We start from the raw sequence: 20,046 nt of genomic DNA, 5'->3' as shown, positions 1-20,046 counted from the left end.
CACGTAAGGCCTATTCTTTATACGGGCTTAACTACAGGGGTTTGTGATTAGAAACGCGTGCGGGTGCTTCTCGCGTTTGAAGCGGAATAATAGTGGCGCCTTCTGTACTCACAAGTGTCACGCTCGCCGCCGGTTTGCGATAAGCTAGATATCATGGTTGGAATGATTGTGAAAGAAGATATTGAGCGCGTGCGCGCCGTGGCAGACTTATACGATATTGTGTCCGCAACGGTGACGCTCAAACCTTCCGGAACCGGCACTTTCGTAGGACTTTGCCCATTCCACGATGAAAAAACTCCAAGTTTTAGTGTGCGTCCAAGTTTAGGCGTGTGGCATTGTTTCGGTTGCGGCGCCGGCGGCGACGTTTTTAAGTACGTGGAGCAGAAAGAAAATATTGATTTCCGCGAAGCTGTAGAATTTTTGGCGGATCGATACCATATTGAAATGCACTACAAGCAATCGCAAGATGGTGACGCACAAACTCATGCCGGATCTAAACGTGCTAGATTGCTTGCAGCAAACGAAGAAGCACAAAAGTTTTTTGTTTCGCAACTCAATACCAAAGAAGCAGCTCCCGCTCGCGACCTTCTTGCAGGACGCAACTTTACTCCGGAACAAAGTGCGCATTTCGCATGCGGTTACGCACCTCAAGGATGGGATAATTTAGTCCGATATCTTGCAAATAAAGGCTTTACGCGTCAAGAGTTGCTCGATGCTGGTCTTGCTCGCCTTGGCCAGCGTGGTATTTACGATTACTTCCGAGGGCGTTTAACGTGGCCGATTCGCGATTCAACAGGCCGAACTCTCGGCTTTGGCGCTCGCAAACTATACGACGACGATACTATTAGCGCAAAATATATTAACACTCCAGACACTGCATTATATCGCAAAACGCAAGTGTTATATGGAATCGACTTAGCGAAAGCAAATATTGTAAAAAAGCGCCAAGTTGTAATTGTTGAAGGCTACACGGATGTTATGGCGTGCCATGTGGCGGGTGTCGATACGGCAGTAGCCACATGTGGTACGGCTTTTGGCGTGGAACATGCGAAAATTGTGCGTCGCCTTATTGCGGACGATTCCTTAGGTGCAATTCAGTTGGTTGGCCCGCTGAAAGTTGAAGGACAGTCTGTAAGTTCGCGTATTGTGTTCACTTTTGACGGTGATGCGGCTGGGCAGAAGGCTGCTTTGCACGCTTTTGGTCTTGATTCCACGTTTTTGACACAAACGTTTGTTGCGGTGGCTGATAACAATCTCGATCCGTGTGATTTGCGTATTCAGCGAGGAGATGAGGCCGTGCGTTCGTTAGTTGCGCACGCAAGTCCGCTTTACGATTTTGTTATTGACACGGTAATTAACCGTTTTGATACTTCGTTTACGACCGGCCAAATGGGTGCGGTTAAGGCGGTTGCTCCGCTTATTGCGCAGATTCGTGACCGTTCGTTACTTGATTTGTACACGCGCAAAGCCGTGCGTCGAATTGGAATTGATTTGTCAGTTATGCGTCGCGAAGTAGCAGCGGCTCGCCGTCGTCTGCAAGTTCGTGACGACGACGCTTACGTTTCTCGATATAATTCAGATGCGCTTGGCGGGCAGCAGTTGAGAGATACTCAATCCTCTGATCAAACCTCTCGCATGGCTTTAGCTCGCAGTGCTGCGCAAAATCAGCATTATTATCGAGTGGACGATGCCGTGTTTATGTGTGAACAGCAGTTTATGGCGCTGCTGTTGCAGGTTCCGCTTGCTTTTGACGAGAAATTATTTGCGCAGCTTACGTTGAATAATTTTATGACGCCTGTGTTCCGCACATTATTCCAATCTTTCGTAGCTGCTGGTGGCTTGCCGACTGGCAACGTTACGCAAGGTTTATGGCTTCATATGATGACGAAGTCTGCGGGACCTCTGCTTGAGCCGGTTATTACGGAGCTTTCGGTAATGCCGTTACCGCTTCCAGCAGCTTCATCAGCTTCATCAGTTTCAGTAGCTGGCGACGAATATAGTGCGCAATCTCAGCAGTACCAACAGAATCAGCAGGCTGTATCTGGGTCTCCGTCTGATTATGTGCGTAGGGCTACGCCAGCGGAAAGCAAGTATGCTAACGAACTGTTGATTCGTCTGCTCGATATTGGCCTCATGCGGCGCATTGGTGCTGCTCGGGCGCGCATGGCGAAGTTGCAAGATGGGCAAGAAAAGATTACGCTTCTCGGGCAAATTACTGCAATGGAAGCGGCTCGCAAAAACCTTCAGTCTCAAATTATGTAAGTTTCCAACATAAAACAAAAGGCTACGCAATCTAGTTTGGTTGCGTAACCTTTTTGCTTGCAAAAATTATTAGAACTCAGTTGCTGAAATCAATATCGCCGAGCTTCTCAATAAGCTTCATATTCTCGCTGTAATCAACCGGGCAAGAAATTACGTCAACGCCACTTTCCTGCGCCAACGCATCGCGAAGCATATTGTACAAATCCTCCGGCTTCTTAACAGCGTGCCCGCGCGCACCAAAGCTTTCCGCCAATTTTGGCACGTCCGGATTATGGAAGTCCACGTACTCGTGCTCGCCGGCGTGAAGCTCCATCTTCCACTTAATTAAGCCGTACGCGTTATCTTCCCAAACCAGCACCACCATACGGCTGCCAACGCGCACAGCTGTCTCAATCTCCTGCACGTTCATCATGAAGCTGCCGTCGCCCATCACAGCCAGCACTGGCTTTGCGTTCATTTTTCCGGAATTATCGCGAATAAACGAAGCTCCGACGGCTCCCGGAAGCGTCCAAGCCATAGTCGAAAGGCTGTTGTCGATTATGCAAGTATTCGGGTGCATAGTTGGATACAAGCGCGCCATCCACATTTTCAAAGCACCCGTATCAACCAGCACCTTCGTGCCTTCAGGAACAGCGCGACGAATATCGTAAACTACGCGTTGCGGTTTCATTGGCATGCTCTCGTCGTTTTCGCAAGAATGTAATTCTTCCGTAAGCATTTGGCGAATACGCGGGTGACTTACGTCGAAGGTTACGTTGCGCTGCTTTAGCACTTCCGTAAGAGTTTTAAGCGTTTGGCCAATATTTGCCATAATATTCAGCGCAGTAGGGTAGTGTGCGTCGGTATCTTCCACAAAAGTATTGATATGAATAATAGTTTTATCAATATTCGGGTTGATTTTCTTCGGATCGAACTGCTGAATCGAGAAGCCGACGGCAATAATCAAATCAGCCGTGTCAAACGCAAAGTTTTCGTAGTCGCGATGCATAAAACCAACAACTCCGAGCGCATTCGGATGATTATCCGGGAAAACGCCCTTACCTTCAAAAGTAGTGGCAACTGGCACGTTAAGCTGCTCAGCAAATGCAAGAAGCTGATTTTCTGCGTGAGAGCGCGCAACGCCGTTTCCAGCCAAAATAATAGGCTGTTTTGCTTTGCTAATAATTTTCGCTGCTTCTTCAATGGTGTCCGGAGCAGGCATAATGTGCAGCGGATGCGGCAGTGGAAGTGGCTTTGCGTCGGCTGGCGCAGGCATTTCGCTAATATCTTCCGGAATCACGAGGCAGGTGGCTCCTGGACGATTGCGGCCCGCAATAGAGAACGCCTTACGAACCATTTCTGGCGCGGAAGCTGGAGCGAGCATCATAGAAGACCATTGCGTAATCGGCTGGAACAGTGCAACCAAATCAATAATTTGGTGAGATTCCTTATACAATCTGGAAACGTTACCTTGCGCGCAAATTGCTACAAGTGGGGTAGTGCTTGCGTTTGCTTGAGCCACAGGAAGCGTAAGATTGAGCGCACCAGGGCCAAGAGTTGCCAGGCAGACGCCCGGCTTTCCAGTAATATGAGCGTAAGTTGCCGCCATAAAACCAGCGCCTTGCTCGTGGCGAGTGAGCACAAAACGAATGCGGCCGTCGCGCTCAATTGCCTCAAGAAGTGGAATATTTTCCTCACCTGGGATGCCGAAAACTACTTCAACTCCTTCATTTACCAAACATTCAACAACTAAATCTGCAGTGTTGCGCTTATGGTTTTCGCGAAGATGTTTCTGTCGCTCAAGTTTTTGTGCAATATTCAGATTTTCTGTTTCTTGTGATTCTGCCATATTTCGCTTCTTGTGTAGTTGTGTAGTTGTGTAGCTATTTAGTTGTGTAGCTACTTAGTTGTGTAGCTACTTATTTATTTAGTTGTATAGTCAACAAATTCTTTTCTATATGATATACGTATTCTTGTCTTTCGCGACATGCTTATTTGCCGCGCGTGTCACGAAAAAAGGCGGATTTTATCCTCACGCATTTGCGGCTAAATCTCGGCCTTCGTAGTGCTCAATACGTTGCTATTGCAACGATTTTGTCGGGAAAATAGGGGCCTTGTGGGAATGGGTTTCTAGTATAATTGAGCGAGTTGTATTTGCTGCCGTACGGAGGAATGATGAAGCGCTGGCTACTCAATTTGGTCAAGTGTGAAACCATTCTCATTGTTGCGGCTATTTTAGCAATTATTTCTTGTTTTCTCGTGCCTCCAGACTCTCAATATTTGGGCTACATTCATGTGAACACTATTGTGCAACTTGTGTGCTTGATGATGGTGGTTTGCGGCTTCCAGCGTATCGGCGTATTCCGTTCGATTGGTGCGCGACTTTTGCGGCATGTGCGCACGGAGCGCGGGCTTGTGCTTGTACTTATGTCGCTCACGTTTTTCTCTGCAATGTGGATTACGAACGACGTTGCGTTGGTTACGTTTGTGCCGTTTGCGCTATCCGTGTTGGTGATGGCAAATGCTGAAAAACAAGCGATTCTTGTGATAACGCTGATGACAATCGGCGCCAATGTTGGCAGTATGCTCACTCCTATTGGTAACGCGCATAATCTGTACTTAAAAGCGTTGACGCACATGTCGACGCAGGATTTTCTGAAGATTATGGCACCGTACACTGTTACCGCTGCGGTGTTGATGGTTGCGTTTGCTTTCGTTTTCTTTAAGTCGCGTAAAGTTGATCAGTTTGCGGGATTGCAAGGGGACGATATTGAGCAGAGTGTGCTGGCCCCTTCGCATGGCCATCCGCAGCCGGATGAGATTCGTGTGATGGGCTACGGCATGAGTTTTACGCGTTGGCGCGTGGTTGTGTATAGCCTGCTGTTTGTGGTGTGCTTGTGCGGCGTAAGTGGTTGGATTCCAGACTGGCTGATGCTGGTGATTATGGTGGTTGCTTTTCTGATCTGCGATCGCCACGTGTTCCGTGTGCTCGACTGGGCGTTGCCGCTTACGTTTATTATGTTCTTCATTTTTATTGGTAATATGCGTCGCGTGCCAGGATTTAGCGATCTTGCGCAAATGTGGGTTGGTACGCATCCGATGGAAGTTTCTGTGGCTTCGAGCCAGTTTATTAGCAACGTGCCGACGACGATTCTGCTTTCTGGATTCTGTGATCAGTGGAAGATGCTGATTATTGGTACGAACCTTGGCGGCATGGGTACGTTGATTGCGTCTATGGCTTCGCTTATTTCCTACAAGGGTATTACGCATCAGTATGCTGAGCATAGGGGACGCTATTTGCTTACTTATACGATTGTAAACGTGTTCTTCCTTGCGGTGTTAATGTCGCTTGCGTGGATTATTGAGTAGCGTTTGTTGGTAGCGTTTGTTGGTAGCGTTTATTGTGCTGAATAAGTGTTTGCTTGCTTTACGTAAATAAGTGTTATTTGCGATTGTATGGTGCGTTATATGGCGCGTTGATAGTGACGTTTTGGTATAATGACCATTTGTTTGCCTCTGTAGCTCAAAGGATAGAGCAACGGCCTTCTAATCCGTTGGTTGCGCGTTCGAGTCGCGTCGGGGGCACTTTTACCAAGCCCGAAATTATTAGAATTTCGGGCTTTTTAAAAGTGCCGAGCTTGCTTAGGGTTGAAAGCACGGTGTGCTTTCAACGCAAGCTCGGTAGCGAGCGCTTAAAGCGCGAGCACCACACAATCCAAGCCATCCAAACGCGCGAGCGTTATTTCCTTTACGCAGCTGTAAAGTAATTATCACTTTTGCTAATTTGTGGAACATTTGCGGGAGAATTTCCGGCATTTGTTGCTGTTTTGGCTGTTTTTTGGAACATTTGCCGGAGTTTTTTCTCCGGCGTTTGTTGTTGTTTTGGTGGTTTTTTGGAACATTTGCCGGAAAATTCCCGGAGTTTGTTGTCGTTTTGGCCGTTTTTTGGAACATTTGCCGGAGAATCTCCGGGGTTTGCAACTGTGAGCGTGCAGTATGCAATCTGCGCCAGTAACGAAAAACGTTGTTATACGTTACTCGTGCAGGAACCGTACTGCGCCAGTAACGAAAAAGCGCTGTTATATGTTACTCGTGCAGGAACCGTACTGCGCCAGTAACGAAAGAAGGGTCATTGCGAAAGTGGCTCGGAGCGTCACTGCTCCCGGCAGTTTTCGCATAAGCCGAATACTTCCAGCGTGTGGTCAACAACTGTGTATCCGTGCGCTTGCGCAACCTTATGAATCCAGCCCTCATCGTCAGGCGGCTCAATATCAACGGTTTTTCCGCAGCGTTCGCACACTAAATGATGGTGGTGCGTGTTCTCGTCACAAATGCGGAATAATTGTTGACCGTTAAAACGTACTGTATCTACTTCGCCACTTTGCGTAAGTGCGTTGAGCTGACGGTACACAGTCGCTAAACCAATTATTTCTCCGTCTTTGGCTAATATTCTGTGCAAGTCTTGTGCCGAAACAAAATTGCGAGATTCTCGTAAATAGGCGAGCACTATTTCTTTTTGCTTCGTATGTCGACGTACAGGTTCGCCGTTCATCTCGCGTCCTTTCGTAGCTTTTACAAGTAGTTATTTTGAATTACACTACTTGAAACACATGCTTTTAAGCGTTTCTAACTTTAGTCAAATACTGGTAAGAGACATTTCATTGCATATTTGTAAGAGATATTTCATTATAGACGTTGTGTTATACGAGAAGTGCGGTGCTTTATTAAAATTTGGGAAAGTTTCAATAAGGCACCGCAACTATACGTACACAAATCTTAAATTATTGTGTTATTTTGACTAGTTAAACTTTAGCTCAACCTTAATTCAACCTTAGTTTTGGTTTTAGTTGAGTTCGTCATCCCAGCAGCCGGTAGCGTCTAATGCGGCAGCAGCATCAACAGGATCGTCACACAGCACAGTAATATGCCCCATTTTGCGATTCTTACGCACTTCTGCCTTGCCGTAGTCGTGTATATGCCATTCTGGATGCTCTAAAATAAGCGAGCGTGTAGGAGCTACATGTTGTCCTAAAACGTTTACCATAACAGCAGGGGAAAGTAAGCGAGGCTTCTGCAAAGGCCAGCCTACGATACCGCGAATATGCGCTTCAAACTGGTCCATGTCGCAAGCTTCGATCGTGTAGTGTCCAGAATTATGCGGACGAGGAGCAAGTTCGTTAACCACCACGCGATTATCTTTGGTGATGAAAAGTTCGATACCCAAAGTTCCTGCAAGTTCAAAGCCTTTAGCTAAGCGTAACGCTAACTCGTGCGCTGCCTGCTCAACCTGCGCATCCACCACAGCTGGGGCAAGAGTCATGTGCAGAATACTATTGTGATGCACATTTTTTACCAGCGGGTAAGTCACAAAATCCTTGCCGTTGCCAGAAACAAGAATCGAAGCTTCAAAAGCAAAATCAACAAAACCTTCAAGAATAGAAGGTGGGAATTTTCCGCCGCGATCTGCTCTATGGTGAATGTTGGCAACGTCTTCTTCTGTGCGCAACACGTCTTGTCCGTGGCCATCATAGCCGCCTCTGCGAGTTTTCAAAATAGCAGGAAAACCAATTTCGTCAATTGCAGCGTCTAAATCGTCAAGACTATTAACTTCGCACCATTTAGCAGTTTCTATTCCATGACTATTAATAAACGTTTTTTCACTGACGCGATCTTGCGTAACCCGCAACAAGTCTGTGCCTTGAGGAATAGCAGTAAGATGACGAACTTTATCGAGTGCATCCGCATTTACGTTTTCAAATTCATAAGTGAGCACGTCGCAACGTTCTGCAAGCTCGCGTAAGCCTTCAGGATCGTCATAATTTGCTTCAACCTGTAAGTCTGCTACTTGGAACACAGGGCAGTCAACGGTAGGGTCAAGAACGCCAATTCTGAATCCCATGTGACGTGCTGCAATAGCCATCATGCGTCCAAGTTGTCCGCCGCCAATAATTCCAATAGTAGCGCCCGGCATTAAGCGTTCAACAGCGCCATTAGTGACTTCAGATAAGGTCGGCATTGGATTCCTCAACTTTCGCTTTAAGTTCTTCGCGATATTCTGCAAGTTCGTTTGCTAGACGCTCGTCGTTTGTGCTTAGAATACTCACAGCAAGCAATCCTGCGTTAGTTGCGCCAGAATTACCAACGGCTGTTGTGGCAACAGGAATTCCTCCCGGCATTTGCACAATAGAAAGCAGCGAATCCCAGCCAGATAACGCGTGCGAACGCACCGGAACGCCAATAACTGGCAGTGTGGTTTGTGCCGCAATCATACCAGGCAAGTGGGCTGCTCCACCGGCTCCGGCAATAATAATATGGAATCCTTCTTTTCGAGCATTATGCGCAAAATCAGCCATAAGTTCTGGCGTGCGATGTGCAGAAATAACTCGTTTCATGTAAGGAACTTGGAATTTATCTAGGATTTCACAAGCATGACGCATGGTCTCCCAATCACTTGAGGATCCCATTACGACAGCGACGGTTGGCTTTAATTCTGACACGATGAACCTCCCTGACGTGCACTTGTTACTTTACGCAACAGTCGGGAGAACTCGCCGAAAGTGGAGCGAAACTAGAGTAAAAATACAGCAAAAGTTCACAAATTATTTGTTACGTTCGTCACTTTTTGGACGCAATGATTTCGTCATTTCTAACAATTGCTTTGGGCTGGCTTCCGGCAAATATGCGTGAGTTACTGCAAGAGAAATTTGCGCAAGTTTTGCAGAATCCAAGTAGCAGACGTACACAGGATTTGCGGTTGGCTGGAATTTTTTCTTGAAGAAGTACAATGATTTGAATCCGTAAGCCGGCTCCAAAATATCCGACATCATTTCCAAAGCGTGGCTGATAACGTTGGCTGACTGCGGTTCGGTTTCGCCAAGCCCATGCTCGCCAATACCTGCCAAAGGTGCGGCAGAAAGGCTCATAAATTCCACGGCAGATTCCGGATTTTCTAGCCCTTCGTCGCGCAAACGTTCCGCCATGCGAGCAATCAACAATTCCATAATGCCGTTAGGACTATCGGTACGATGTCGCATAAAATCAAGTGTCCAGCCGATAATACGGTGGTTGCGATACGTTGGCATCCAACTGGTCACTCCGAGTACGTTGCCACTTTCGTCTTGTGCATACAAGATTTTTACGCGTTCGTCTCGCAATTCTTCCAAGCCGCCGAGCGTAAATTTCATTTCTGGAAGGGCTTTAAGCTCAGCCCATTCTTCAGAAATTTCCACAATTTGCTGCTGTACTTCCAACGGAGCTTGATTGTAAGTGCACAACACGTCAGTAATTCCATCACGCTTAGCTTTATTAATAGCAGTGCGAATATCCTGCCACTTTTTTCCGCGAGTCTGCCACTCGTTAGGATTGACGAGCATGTCTGTGCCAACTTTAATCGCAGTAAAACCGAGCTTTTCTAGCGCTTGCCGTGATTCTTCGTGAACGGCATAAAATGCTGGAGACCATGAATTTTGTTCACACAGTTGAATGAAACTGCGAAGATTTTGCGTATATTCACTTGTATTGCCAAAAGGACCGGTAAGAGTGAGTGCGATTCCGTAGCTTAAACGGTAGGCGATTGCAGATTGTCCACTTGGGGAGAACCAGTAGTGGTTATTTGGCCAAGTAGTCATAAAGCTCATGGTATTGCCGCCCAATTCCACAAGGGAACTTGCTTGAGCCCTATCGTTTTCATTAGTTGCAAGTTTGCTTCGGAACCACGTGAGGCAAACCATAAAAATAGCCATCCAAAAAATTACGCCCACGCTTTGCGCAAGAAACGACGATAACGGTGTTTGCGTGCGAAGCATAGCGTTAGAACGATTGCCGAATCCCATTGGCATCCAGCGTCCAGGTAAATCACGCAAAAGGTGATGTATATCGGCTGTAGGCTTAAAATTGTCCGACATCATAAGACCAAAAATAACGTAACCTACCCCGGTAACGTACAGCGTTATCACTATCGCCAATAAACCTAACCGAACTTTAAGCCGATCTGTATGAATAGAAAAATGTTTCAAATTAATGGCGAGTAAAATAGTAAATAATAGCGGCGGAAGTGCAGTAAGCATAAATGCAACAGCAACCGCGTTGTGTTGGTGCGTAAGTTCAGGCTGTTTAGTAGCAATTAACGGAAGAACCGTAAAGTACATGCCGGCATAGAGCACAGTTAACGAGTTAAGAACAATAGAAGACCATGCCGCTAGCCTACGTCCTCGCAACATTCCCCACGCAATAAGCATCATAGTAATGCTCGGCAGAAGAATACGAATCCACAGTCCGCCGACGGCAGCGTGGTGTAATCCGGAATGAAGCAGACAACTGTTGGTGCTGTAATTAGTTAAGCAGCGTGTAAGCCAAGGTTTTGAGCCCATTTGTGGCGACATAAACAAACCAAGGGTGGTAAGAATTCCAGCGTGAGATCGCGACGACAAAGCCAGCAGCGGACCCAAAGCTAGTATGCTCTGCGTGAAAGCAAACAGCCTGCGAATTTCGTAATCGGTTCCTTCCCACCAATTTACGCCTTGATTTTTGCGATTACGACCGTACATGAGATTGCCAAGAACGTGGCCTATTAGAGCGGCGATAATAGTGCAGTAGTCTCCCGGGTTTCCACTATAAAGCAGCATTGCTGAAGTAGTTGCGTAACCGATTACCAGCATTCGGCGATGCCATAATATTGATTCGCGCGCGGCTGACGCCATAAATGCGCCAATAAAAAGCGTAAAAGGAGATAATCGTATAGGAATCTTGGTAATCCAGTGCATGTTGCGAATAAGAATAGAAAGATTACCAATAATAGTAAGCCCAATTACCATACCGATAATGGTGCTTATAACGGAAATGGTAACAATACGAAAACGGGTTATTCGTGTTTCTGCAAGCCCGATTAGCACTAGTGCGAGAAGACTATTAACCAGTAGCGAAGGCATGCTGTTTACGAAAAGTAGTGAGTGGCAAAGTTTGAGCAGCAGTTCCGACATGTTGCCGTGACCAAAGAATAGGCTCGGGCCTTTGCGCGGATGATGTCGCATAAACAGTTGCGCAAGCGTTGCATTGGTTCCGTACGTGTAAACGTGCATAATGGTTACGGCAAGCCAGTGTATGCAGTTTATGACAATAAAACCGCAGGTTATCGCTAAGGCAAATGCGCGTTGCTTAATCCACGATATGAAATCTTGCGCTAAAATTTTTGCATGACGAAACGATCGTGAGCGTGGTGAGCGTGAGCTATTCTGCTTGCGGCGCTTATGAAAGAAAGATAGTTTCATATTAGTTTCGATTCACTCGCTGATGAATAAGAACTTCAAGATTTTGGTACGCACTAAAATGAGGTGTTGTGTCGGCGATGCCAGTTTGTTTACAAAACTGGTCAATAACAAGCGCCAATCCTGCTTGTACGGTGTGCCAATCGTGCCCAGAGTTCGGGGCAAGCATAGTTATCACATTCATTCCTGCTCGGTGTGCACTCATAGCAATAGTTGCTTGGTTTGCTTGTGATTTGGGGTCCCAATATCCTGCAATAGCGTAATAGTTTTGTTTCAAAGGTGCGTTTCGTCTCATAATTATTTCCGGAACATGCTTGTTATAGGCTTTCGTATTGCCATTAAAGTAGCGTTGTATAGTTTCTTGACGATTTTTGTACGTTGGTGCCAATTCGCCTCCAGCAGAATACATGCTGCTGAAAATATTAGGGTGGGACGGAACTAGTTGCGTAGCGCAAGTGCCGCCTTGAGAAAAGCCTCCCATAAGCCACATTTTCGGATCGCTGCTTACCGGAAGATGCTTGTTAATCCAATTCGGCACGTCTTTAGTTAAGTAAGTTTCAGCTTTTCCAAAAACGTGAGTGTCAGAGCATAAAGAATTGTGTGTTGTTGCTCCGTTCTGGTCTGGTGCAACAACAATAGGTGCAAGTCCGTCATGATTTTTTGCGTAGTTGTCAAGCGTTTTTGCGATATCACTTGCAGCAAAAAAATGGTTAGGACTTCCAGGTTGTCCCGCTAGCATAATCATAACTGGTAGCTTTGGAGCGTTTTTTACTAATGCTGCAGGCGGCAAATATACGTTTGCTGTTCGTGCGTGAAAGTGAGAAATAGTATTAGGAATACGCACCGATCTTACGATTCCTTTTTTAGGAAGTCGAGGCAATTTATTGTGGTTTGCAAGACTTCGCCATTCTTCAATGCTCGCAGTGGCAGACTGTTCCCGCTCGACTTCAAGTTGTGGGAAAGCTCCCATACCAAAAATGGAGCCTATAGTCGTGTACTCGCCGTAAACCATGTCTACTCGCAAAGCGGTACTGACCAACGTGAGTATAATCGCAACAATTGCTGTAAATCGTTTTATTCCGCGCGAAAGTACCACTGCTGTGGCGGCGAAACCGATTAATCCAAAGCCGCATGCGATAGAAAGAATTACAAGCCAGCCAAGGCTTACTCCAAAAGCGACAAATACGTCAGAAACGAGCCATGCGATACCGCCGCCTACTACAAACGATATGCTCGCAACACCAATTTGTACCAGAAAATGTATTAGGCGTTTGCCAGCATGCGAGCGCATAACAACGAGTAACACCAAAGTAATACCGGTTACGCTGAATAAGCTTGTTGGTAACCAACCTTGTAAAAGGCTCACTTTTGCCAACTGCTGCATGCTTTAATCCTGCACTTTCTTTCAATTTGCGCGTTGTTGCCAATGCGTTCGTTGTTATACGGTTATACGTGTAAATTCCTGCCAAACGCGTTAATATAGCGCACGTATCTTAATTTTTCCTCAATACGTCTTGTAAGATTGCGTTTTATAGTGGCGCTGGCACTGTGATATTTATCTTTTTTGCTATGCGTTTCATACTAGATTGCAAAATATATATTGTAATCCTTCAAAAGTATGAAATATATTGTTGTGTCGAAAATGTTTACAAATATTCAAGTTATGAGAAGCAGTGGTGAATGTTGGGTGCGCGATGACGATAGGAATAAGTAGAGTAGCGTTATATCAGTGATTTTATGGATTTATGCGTTGTTTGAGGACAGTATGGGCAGTATGAAGGGCATTATTAAGGGCAGCATAAAAGACAGTATTAAGAACAGTATGAAGTCATTTTTGCATATTACTATTCCGGGCTGGCTGTATGCCGTTTTGTTTGTTGTTGTCGACAGCCTGGCAGTGTTGTTTGTGCAAATGGGTGTGCAGCGCAGCGGTAGAGTAGAAATGACTTCCGCAATGGTCGGTGGCCGTTGGGCTTTGCTAACTAAAATGTGGACGCATCTTAATTTCGTGCTGCTGCTCAACATGCTCATTATTGGCCTCATCTACGGTCTTATGCTGCTTATTATTAACCGCTTCTGGATAGTGAGTGCCATATTACTTGCCGTTTCAATGCTTATTGCTGTTATTGAATATATGAAAGTGAATGTGCGCTACGAGACGATTCTTCCAGCGGATTTGAATTTTTTGAAAAGTAACACGGGCAATATTGCTTCATTTTTGCCGGATAACGCGCCTATGGTTATCGGTGTTGCGGTTGTTGGGTTTGTGCTTATTGTGGCGTTCAGTATTGCAATGCACATTATTGATGAGAATCATGGCAGAGTTGTGCGGTTTAAGGATTTGCGATATTTGATTGGTACGCGCGCAATCGTTGCGTTGGTTCTGCTTGGAAATTTGGTTTGGTATGTTACCGGAGTTGGTACGGTTGATTCCGTTGCTAATAATTTTTCTAAAGCAATGGGCGACATGCCGGCGATGTGGGATTCTGTTTATGACGCTCAGCGAAATGGAGCTTTGGTAGCGTTTTTGCGTCAGGTAAATCCGAAAATTATGGATAAGCCGGCTAATTATAATGAAGCAACGATGAAAGCTTTGTATAAGCGTTACGCTGATGAAGCCAAGCGTATCAATCGTTCCCGCACCACAAATTTGACCGATAATACGGTTGTTTACGTGCTTTCAGAATCCTTCTCTGATCCTTCCAGAGTGCCAGGTTTGCAATTAAATAAGAATCCTATGCCGTTTATTAGCGGGCTTAAGCAGCGCACTGACAGCGGCTTAATGCTGTCTTCAGGCTACGGTGGTGGCACTGCAAACCTTGAGTACATGTCGCTAACGGGCTTAAGTATGGTGAACTTTAACGCTTCGCTGACCAGCCCATACCAGCAGCTGGTTCCTAACGCACAGTGGACGCCAACTATTAACCAATATTGGGGCGATGCCAGTCGTTCTGTAGCTTTCCACCCATACGAGCCGAGCATGTACTTGCGTTCTACGAACTATAAGAAGTTTGGTTTTGGAAAATTCTACGCTTTGCAAGGTCCGGACGTTATTGCACACCGAGACATGCTTGATAAGTCTCCTTACGTTTCGGACGCGTCAGCGTATAAGAGTGCGTTTGAGAAGATTGCGAATGTGAACGGTTCGCGTTTTGTGCAAATTGTTACTATGCAAAATCACATGCCGTACCGCAACTGGTATGCGCATAACGATTTCAAAGCGAACGCTGCCAACGGTGCCGAAGCTTTGGGAAGTGACGAAACTACTTCTATTGAAACCTACGCTCAAGGCGTGAAATATACGGACGAGGCAACTGCCGACTTTTTGCAGGAGTTGGATAAGCTCAATAAGCCGGTAACTGTTGTGTTCTATGGCGATCACTTGCCGGGAGTATACAGCACGGCGAGCGCGGATGAAAAGAATTCCTTAGCTTTGCATTTGACTGATTACTTTATTTGGTCGAATAAAAAAGCGCGTCAGCAGCGTGACAGCAGTATGAAGCGTGCTCACGAAAATGCGTATAAGATTCGCGAAAACGACTACGCTTCGCCTAACTTTTTTGTTGCTAAAGCTGCTTCGCATATGAACGCGAAGGTTTCTGCATACTTGGCTTTGTTGACGAAGCTACATAACCGTATAAGTGCTATGGAGCCTCCTGTGGTCAATACGATTCAGGGCTGGGATAGGATTCCTGAGGGCCAGCCGATTTATTTGAATCGTGACGGTAAGCCTATGGCGTATTCGGATATGAGCAAAGAAACCAAGCGGCTTTTGGACGACTATAAGCTTATACAATACGACATTACTGCCGGAAAGAACTACATTCGCAACACTAACTTCTTCAAACTGCCGTGACTCAAAACCTGTAGCTTATATCACATCTTAATGCGCATCGTAATTCTGTAGTAGGAATATTAGTGTGGTGGAGATTTGAGATTTTTCGCACTGAGCGCGGGACACGCTTCTGTAGCTTTGCGTTTGTGGTTCTGCGTGACAGTTTCTTTACAGTCGTGTATAGGGAATGTCGGAATCTAGCCAAAAAACGACAGTTTCGTTACAAACGTGTATAGAAAATGTCGGAATCTCGCCCAAAAGTGACGGTTACTTTACAGTCGTGTGTAGAAACTGTCGGAATTAATCCAAAAAGCGACAGTTTCTTTACAGTCGCGTAAAGAAACTGTTGGAATCTCCCAAAACATTCGGAAGTTTTGAAGTTGTGCTTTTGAGGGCGGTGGGTGAATTGATGTGTGAGGGGTGGGTGTTGCTTGGTCGAGCAATATAAAAGCGGAGCGATAGTAATAGTCTTGTTGATGAATAACTATTTCCGCAAAAAAAGTAAGTAAAAAACTAAACTTAACCACCTGTCCACTAGTCCAAATGAGGTATAGGAGTGTAGCGCTGCGAGACAAGCAGCACCCACCCCTCACAGCCACCTAAGAAACTGCCGTGATGCAAATCCTGCAGTCTGGGGGGAGAAAAAAATTAGAGAAGCGCTTTTGAGGCAATATCGTGCCTGAAGAACATGTGTGGAAGTTCCAGCTTGCCTAATATGTTGTAGACGTTATTTTGCGCATCCGCCACATCGCTTCCGTGAACCTGCACCAACGCTACGCGTCCGGAAGAAGTTACGAGACTGCCGGTTCCTTCCTCGCTTTTAACTCCCGCAAAATACACGTGCTGACCTTGCTTTTCGTCAACAGGAATGTGTGGAAGCGGGGTGCCAGTGACTAACGTTCCAGGGTAGCCTTCGCTAGCAATGATTACGCCGAGCGTAACGCCATTATTTTTCCAAGTAAAAGTTGGGGTTTTATGCTGCAAAATATTCCAAATTGCTTCACCGAAGTCCGAAGTTAGGCGAGGAAGTACCACTTCCGTCTCCGGATCGCCAAAGCGCGCGTTAAACTCAATTACCTTCGGACCGTCAGCAGTATCGATTAAGCCAGCATAAAGCACGCCGGTAAAAGGCGTTCCTTCTTCGGCTAATCCTTCGACAGTTGGGCGCACAATTTCATTAATAGCACGCTCAACCGTTTCGTTGCTAATCTGCGGCACAGGGCTATACGCTCCCATTCCGCCAGTATTTGGACCCTTGTCGCCATCGTATGCGCGCTTATGATCCTGCGAAATTGGCATAACCCAAAAATCAGTGCCGCTTACAAAACTCATAAGCGAAAACTCTTGACCTTGCAAAAAGTCTTCAATAACAACCTTCGCACCAGCCTGACCAAAACGATGGTCGACGAAAATATCTTCCAAAGCTTCAACCGCTGTTTGCTCATCCATCGCAACCGTAACGCCTTTTCCGGCAGCTAAACCGTCGGCTTTAATCACAATTGGGGCGCCATGCTCAAGCACGTAGGCGCGTGCCGGCTCTAGTGCGTCAAAGGTTTGGTAGGATGCGGTCGGGATGTTATGGCGAGACATAAGCCTTTTTGCGAAATCTTTAGAGCCTTCAATTTGAGCCGCAGCCTTGTTTGGGCCAAAAGCAGCAATTCCATGCGCTTCAAAATCGTCCACAATACCGTTCATCAACGGCACTTCAGGGCCTATGAACGCATAGTCGTAGCCGTTATTAGTAACAAACTTTATGAGAGCGTCATGATCCGAAACGTTGATTGGTTCCACGCGAATACCGTCGGCTGCAATACCAGGATTTCCAGGTGCGACGGTAACTTCTTCGACGCTTTCACCTTTAAGAAGCGTGTGTGCAATTGCGTGTTCGCGTGCGCCGGATCCAACAACTAAAACTTTCATGACGATTCCTTCCGTTTTGGCTTTGCTTACTAGTTCGTACTCGATGTGACCTTAAGTTTGGTGGGAGAGGGTGCTCTAGTGTAGTTCTACGGCCTCATTCCCGCGCTGAATCATACTGCCAATAACATAAGCTGCTTCGTTATGCTCGCTTAGGATACGCAAAACCTCATCGGCTTTTTGAGCATCGACAGCAAGAACCATGCCAATGCCCATGTTGAAAACGTTAAACATTTCAGCGTGAGCAACTTTGCCAGCATTTTCAATAACACCAAAAATAGGCGGAACTTTCCAGCTATTAGTGTCGATTTTTGCAGCCAAATCATCCGCATACATGCGTGGAATGTTTTCAATAAATCCGCCGCCGGTAATATGAGCAACTCCCTTAATAAGATGCTCCGCAAACAGTGGTTTCAAGGCTTTTACGTAAATGCGCGTAGGCTCAAGCAAGACTTCGCCAACCGTTTTTCCGTCTAATTCGTCAAGTTTAGTATTTACGTCCAAGCCGGCTTCTTCAAACAAAGCTTTGCGTACCAGCGAAAATCCGTTCGAGTGCACTCCAGAAGAAGGCAATCCAATAAGCACGTCTCCGGCAGCGATAGTAGATCCGTCAACAATATTTGAACGTTCCGCAACACCAACCGCAAAACCGGCAAGATCATACTCGTCTTCGTCGTACATTCCCGGCATTTCAGCAGTTTCGCCACCAATTAAACCAGCTTCAGCTTGAACGCAACCGTCTGCAACGCCCGCAACAACCTGCTCAAGAAGCGCAGGATTGTTTTTTCCGCAAGCAATGTAGTCGAGGAAGAACAGCGGTTCCGCTCCTTGAGCTGCAATGTCGTTTACGCACATGGCAACGCAATCAATACCAATCGTATCGTGCTTATTCATCATTTTGGCAACCATAAGCTTGGTTCCAACGCCGTCCGTGCCGGAAATCAGCACAGGCTCTTTGTAACCGAGGGATGCCAAATCAAACAATCCACCAAATCCGCCAATGCCACCCATAACGCCTGGGCGCTTCGTGCGATTTACATGCGATTTAATGCGACGCACTACTTCGTATCCTGCTTCTACGCTTACGCCAGCTTCCTCATACGCGTGTGGCATCTTTATTCCTTTCGTAACTGTGCTGTAATTGTGCTGTACCTGTACTGTAAATGTACTATACGTATTTTCTTAAGTTTTATTAATATTTACTTATATTTATTAATATTTACTAATAAATTACAGTAAATAAGTAAAATATTAAGTTATATAAGACTTTCGTGCGAATATTTACTATTCTGCTTCACTTCTTGCAAATGCTCGCGCTCTTGCGGAGTAAGCGAAGCCAAAAACTCATCGCGATAGTCGTCCAAAGCAGTAGGATAGTCGCCGTTAAAATAAGCCACGCATAAGCCGCCGTAAGGTGCCGGCTTGTGCAAACCAATCGACTCAACCAAACCATCCAACGACAAAAACGCTAGCGAATCAGCATTAATATACTCGCGAATCTCCTCAACTGAATGTTTGGCGGCAATCAATTCTTTAGTAGTTTGAATATCAATACCGTAGAAACACGGGTACTTAAGAGGAGGTGAAGAAATACGCATGTGTACTTCTTTAGCACCCGCTTCTCGAAGAAGCTGTACAATACGCTTCGAAGTGGTTCCGCGCACAATAGAATCGTCAATAACAATAACTCGCTTGCCGGCAACTACGCCGCGTACTGCAGACAGCTTCATACGCACGCCTTGCTCACGAAGCTCCTGCGTAGGCTGAATAAAAGTGCGAGCAACATACTGATTCTTAATCAAACCCATTTCGTTAGGAATGCCCGTAGCTTCAGCAAATCCTGCGGCTGCAGAAAGAGACGAGTTCGGTACGCCAATCACCATATCGGCGTCGACAGGGGATTCCTTGGCTAAGCGAATGCCCATGCGCTTTCTTGCAGAATGAACATTAATGCCATAAATATTAGAATCAGGGCGAGCGAAATAAATAAACTCCATAGAGCACACCGCATGCTGAACATGGTCGGTGTAGTGCTCAATCCTATAGCCTTCGTCGTTAATAACAATAATCTCGCCCGGCTCAATATCTCGAATAAACTCGGCACTTACAATATCCAACGCACAAGTTTCAGAAGCAAGCACATAAGCGCCATTTTGCATGCGACCAAGCGAAAGAGGGCGGAAACCATTAGGATCCGTAGCTCCAATTAAAGCATCCTGCGTTAGCAGAAGGTAAGCAAACCCGCCATGAACCGTGCGCAACGCTTCCTTAAGACCTTCCATAAACGTTGGTTTATTTGAGCGTCTGATTAAGTGCATGAGTATTTCAGTGTCGGAATTTGAGTGGAAAATAGCGCCATTATCTTCCAAAGAATTGCGTAAGCTAGTGCAATTCGTCAAGTTTCCGTTATGTGCGAGAGCAACGTCTCCGTCGTGGAAGCGGAATAAGAAAGGTTGAATATTATCGACACTTCCCGAGCCTGCAGTAGCGTAACGAACGTGACCAATAGCGCAGTTTCCTGTTAAGCGCTCCATAACCTGCTCATTGCTAAAAACTTTCGTAAGTAAGCCTAGCCCGCGGTATCCGTGTAACTGGCCGTGATCGTTTGAAACAATGCCAGCGCCTTCCTGGCCACGATGCTGCAATGCGTGCAAACCAAAGTAGGTGAGTCTCGCAGCATCAGAGTGACCCCACACTCCAAATACGCCACATTCTTCGTGAATATCTTCAAGCTCTGCAGACATCTATACCCCCTCGATGATGAGTTTGACAACGAAATTCATAACAGCG

The 20,046-nt window shown here is 46.1% G+C and carries 13 protein-coding genes and 1 tRNA gene; 4 read left to right on the top strand and 10 right to left on the bottom strand.

Going from position 1 to position 20,046, the window contains the following annotated elements; translation table 11 throughout:
- Positions 1–102: 102 nt before the first annotated feature.
- Complete coding sequence (gene dnaG / locus HXT56_RS03735) at positions 103–2,262, top strand: DNA primase (RefSeq protein WP_421778483.1); 2,160 nt, start codon at positions 103–105, stop codon at positions 2,260–2,262.
- A gap of 76 nt (positions 2,263–2,338) precedes the next feature.
- On the opposite strand, the gene HXT56_RS03730 is transcribed toward dnaG, so the two are convergent.
- Positions 2,339–4,090: an acetolactate synthase large subunit gene (locus HXT56_RS03730; RefSeq protein WP_421777752.1), complete on the bottom strand. Its 1,752-nt coding sequence runs from the start codon at positions 4,088–4,090 to the stop codon at positions 2,339–2,341.
- 326 nt (positions 4,091–4,416) lie between these two features.
- On the opposite strand from HXT56_RS03730, the gene HXT56_RS03725 reads away from it, so the two are divergent.
- Together HXT56_RS03725 and HXT56_RS03720 are read left to right on the top strand one after the other, a co-directional pair.
- On the top strand, positions 4,417–5,610 hold the full coding sequence (locus HXT56_RS03725; protein WP_421778482.1) for an SLC13 family permease: 1,194 nt from the start codon (positions 4,417–4,419) through the stop codon (positions 5,608–5,610).
- Between the two features lie 143 nt (positions 5,611–5,753).
- Positions 5,754–5,826, top strand: a tRNA-Arg gene (locus HXT56_RS03720).
- 57 nt (positions 5,827–5,883) lie between these two features.
- Here the strand turns inward: HXT56_RS03720 and HXT56_RS03715 are convergent.
- From HXT56_RS03715 to HXT56_RS03690, 6 genes are all read right to left on the bottom strand, one after another.
- Complete coding sequence (locus HXT56_RS03715; RefSeq protein WP_250309568.1) at positions 5,884–6,195, bottom strand: hypothetical protein; 312 nt, start codon at positions 6,193–6,195, stop codon at positions 5,884–5,886.
- Between the two features lie 199 nt (positions 6,196–6,394).
- On the bottom strand, positions 6,395–6,793 hold the full coding sequence (locus HXT56_RS03710; RefSeq protein WP_116711905.1) for a Fur family transcriptional regulator: 399 nt from the start codon (positions 6,791–6,793) through the stop codon (positions 6,395–6,397).
- 291 nt (positions 6,794–7,084) lie between these two features.
- Positions 7,085–8,257, bottom strand: coding sequence for a 5-(carboxyamino)imidazole ribonucleotide synthase (purK, locus tag HXT56_RS03705; protein WP_421777751.1), 1,173 nt, complete (start codon positions 8,255–8,257; stop codon positions 7,085–7,087).
- Positions 8,241–8,705: a 5-(carboxyamino)imidazole ribonucleotide mutase gene (gene purE / locus HXT56_RS03700; RefSeq protein WP_421778481.1), complete on the bottom strand. Its 465-nt coding sequence runs from the start codon at positions 8,703–8,705 to the stop codon at positions 8,241–8,243. The genes purK and purE overlap by 17 nt, the downstream gene beginning before the upstream one ends.
- 135 nt (positions 8,706–8,840) lie before the next feature.
- Positions 8,841–11,507, bottom strand: coding sequence for a bifunctional lysylphosphatidylglycerol flippase/synthetase MprF (locus HXT56_RS03695; protein WP_421777750.1), 2,667 nt, complete (start codon positions 11,505–11,507; stop codon positions 8,841–8,843).
- Position 11,508: 1 nt separating this feature from the next.
- Positions 11,509–12,888, bottom strand: a complete 1,380-nt coding sequence (locus HXT56_RS03690) for an alpha/beta hydrolase (RefSeq protein WP_421777749.1) — start codon at positions 12,886–12,888, stop codon at positions 11,509–11,511.
- Between the two features lie 438 nt (positions 12,889–13,326).
- On the opposite strand from HXT56_RS03690, the gene HXT56_RS03685 reads away from it, so the two are divergent.
- Positions 13,327–15,360 carry an LTA synthase family protein gene (locus HXT56_RS03685; RefSeq protein WP_421778480.1) on the top strand — a complete coding sequence of 678 codons (2,034 nt, stop codon included), beginning with the start codon at positions 13,327–13,329 and terminating at the stop codon, positions 15,358–15,360.
- A gap of 627 nt (positions 15,361–15,987) precedes the next feature.
- Here the strand turns inward: HXT56_RS03685 and purD are convergent.
- From purD to purF, 3 genes are all read right to left on the bottom strand, one after another.
- Entirely contained in the window at positions 15,988–17,259 is a 1,272-nt protein-coding gene (gene purD / locus HXT56_RS03680; protein WP_421777748.1) for a phosphoribosylamine--glycine ligase, read from the bottom strand.
- A 75-nt stretch (positions 17,260–17,334) separates the two neighbouring features.
- On the bottom strand, positions 17,335–18,369 hold the full coding sequence (gene purM, locus HXT56_RS03675) for a phosphoribosylformylglycinamidine cyclo-ligase (protein WP_421777747.1): 1,035 nt from the start codon (positions 18,367–18,369) through the stop codon (positions 17,335–17,337).
- 143 nt (positions 18,370–18,512) lie between these two features.
- Positions 18,513–20,000, bottom strand: coding sequence for an amidophosphoribosyltransferase (gene purF / locus HXT56_RS03670; protein ID WP_421777746.1), 1,488 nt, complete (start codon positions 19,998–20,000; stop codon positions 18,513–18,515).
- Between the last annotated feature and the right edge of the window lie 46 nt (positions 20,001–20,046).

It is taken from the genome of Gardnerella nova, from assembly GCF_049244055.1.
Classification (GTDB): Bacteria; Actinomycetota; Actinomycetes; order Actinomycetales; family Bifidobacteriaceae; genus Bifidobacterium; species Bifidobacterium vaginale_H.
Note: the sequence above shows the minus strand (reverse complement) of the source record. Positions and strands in the feature narration are given on the sequence as shown.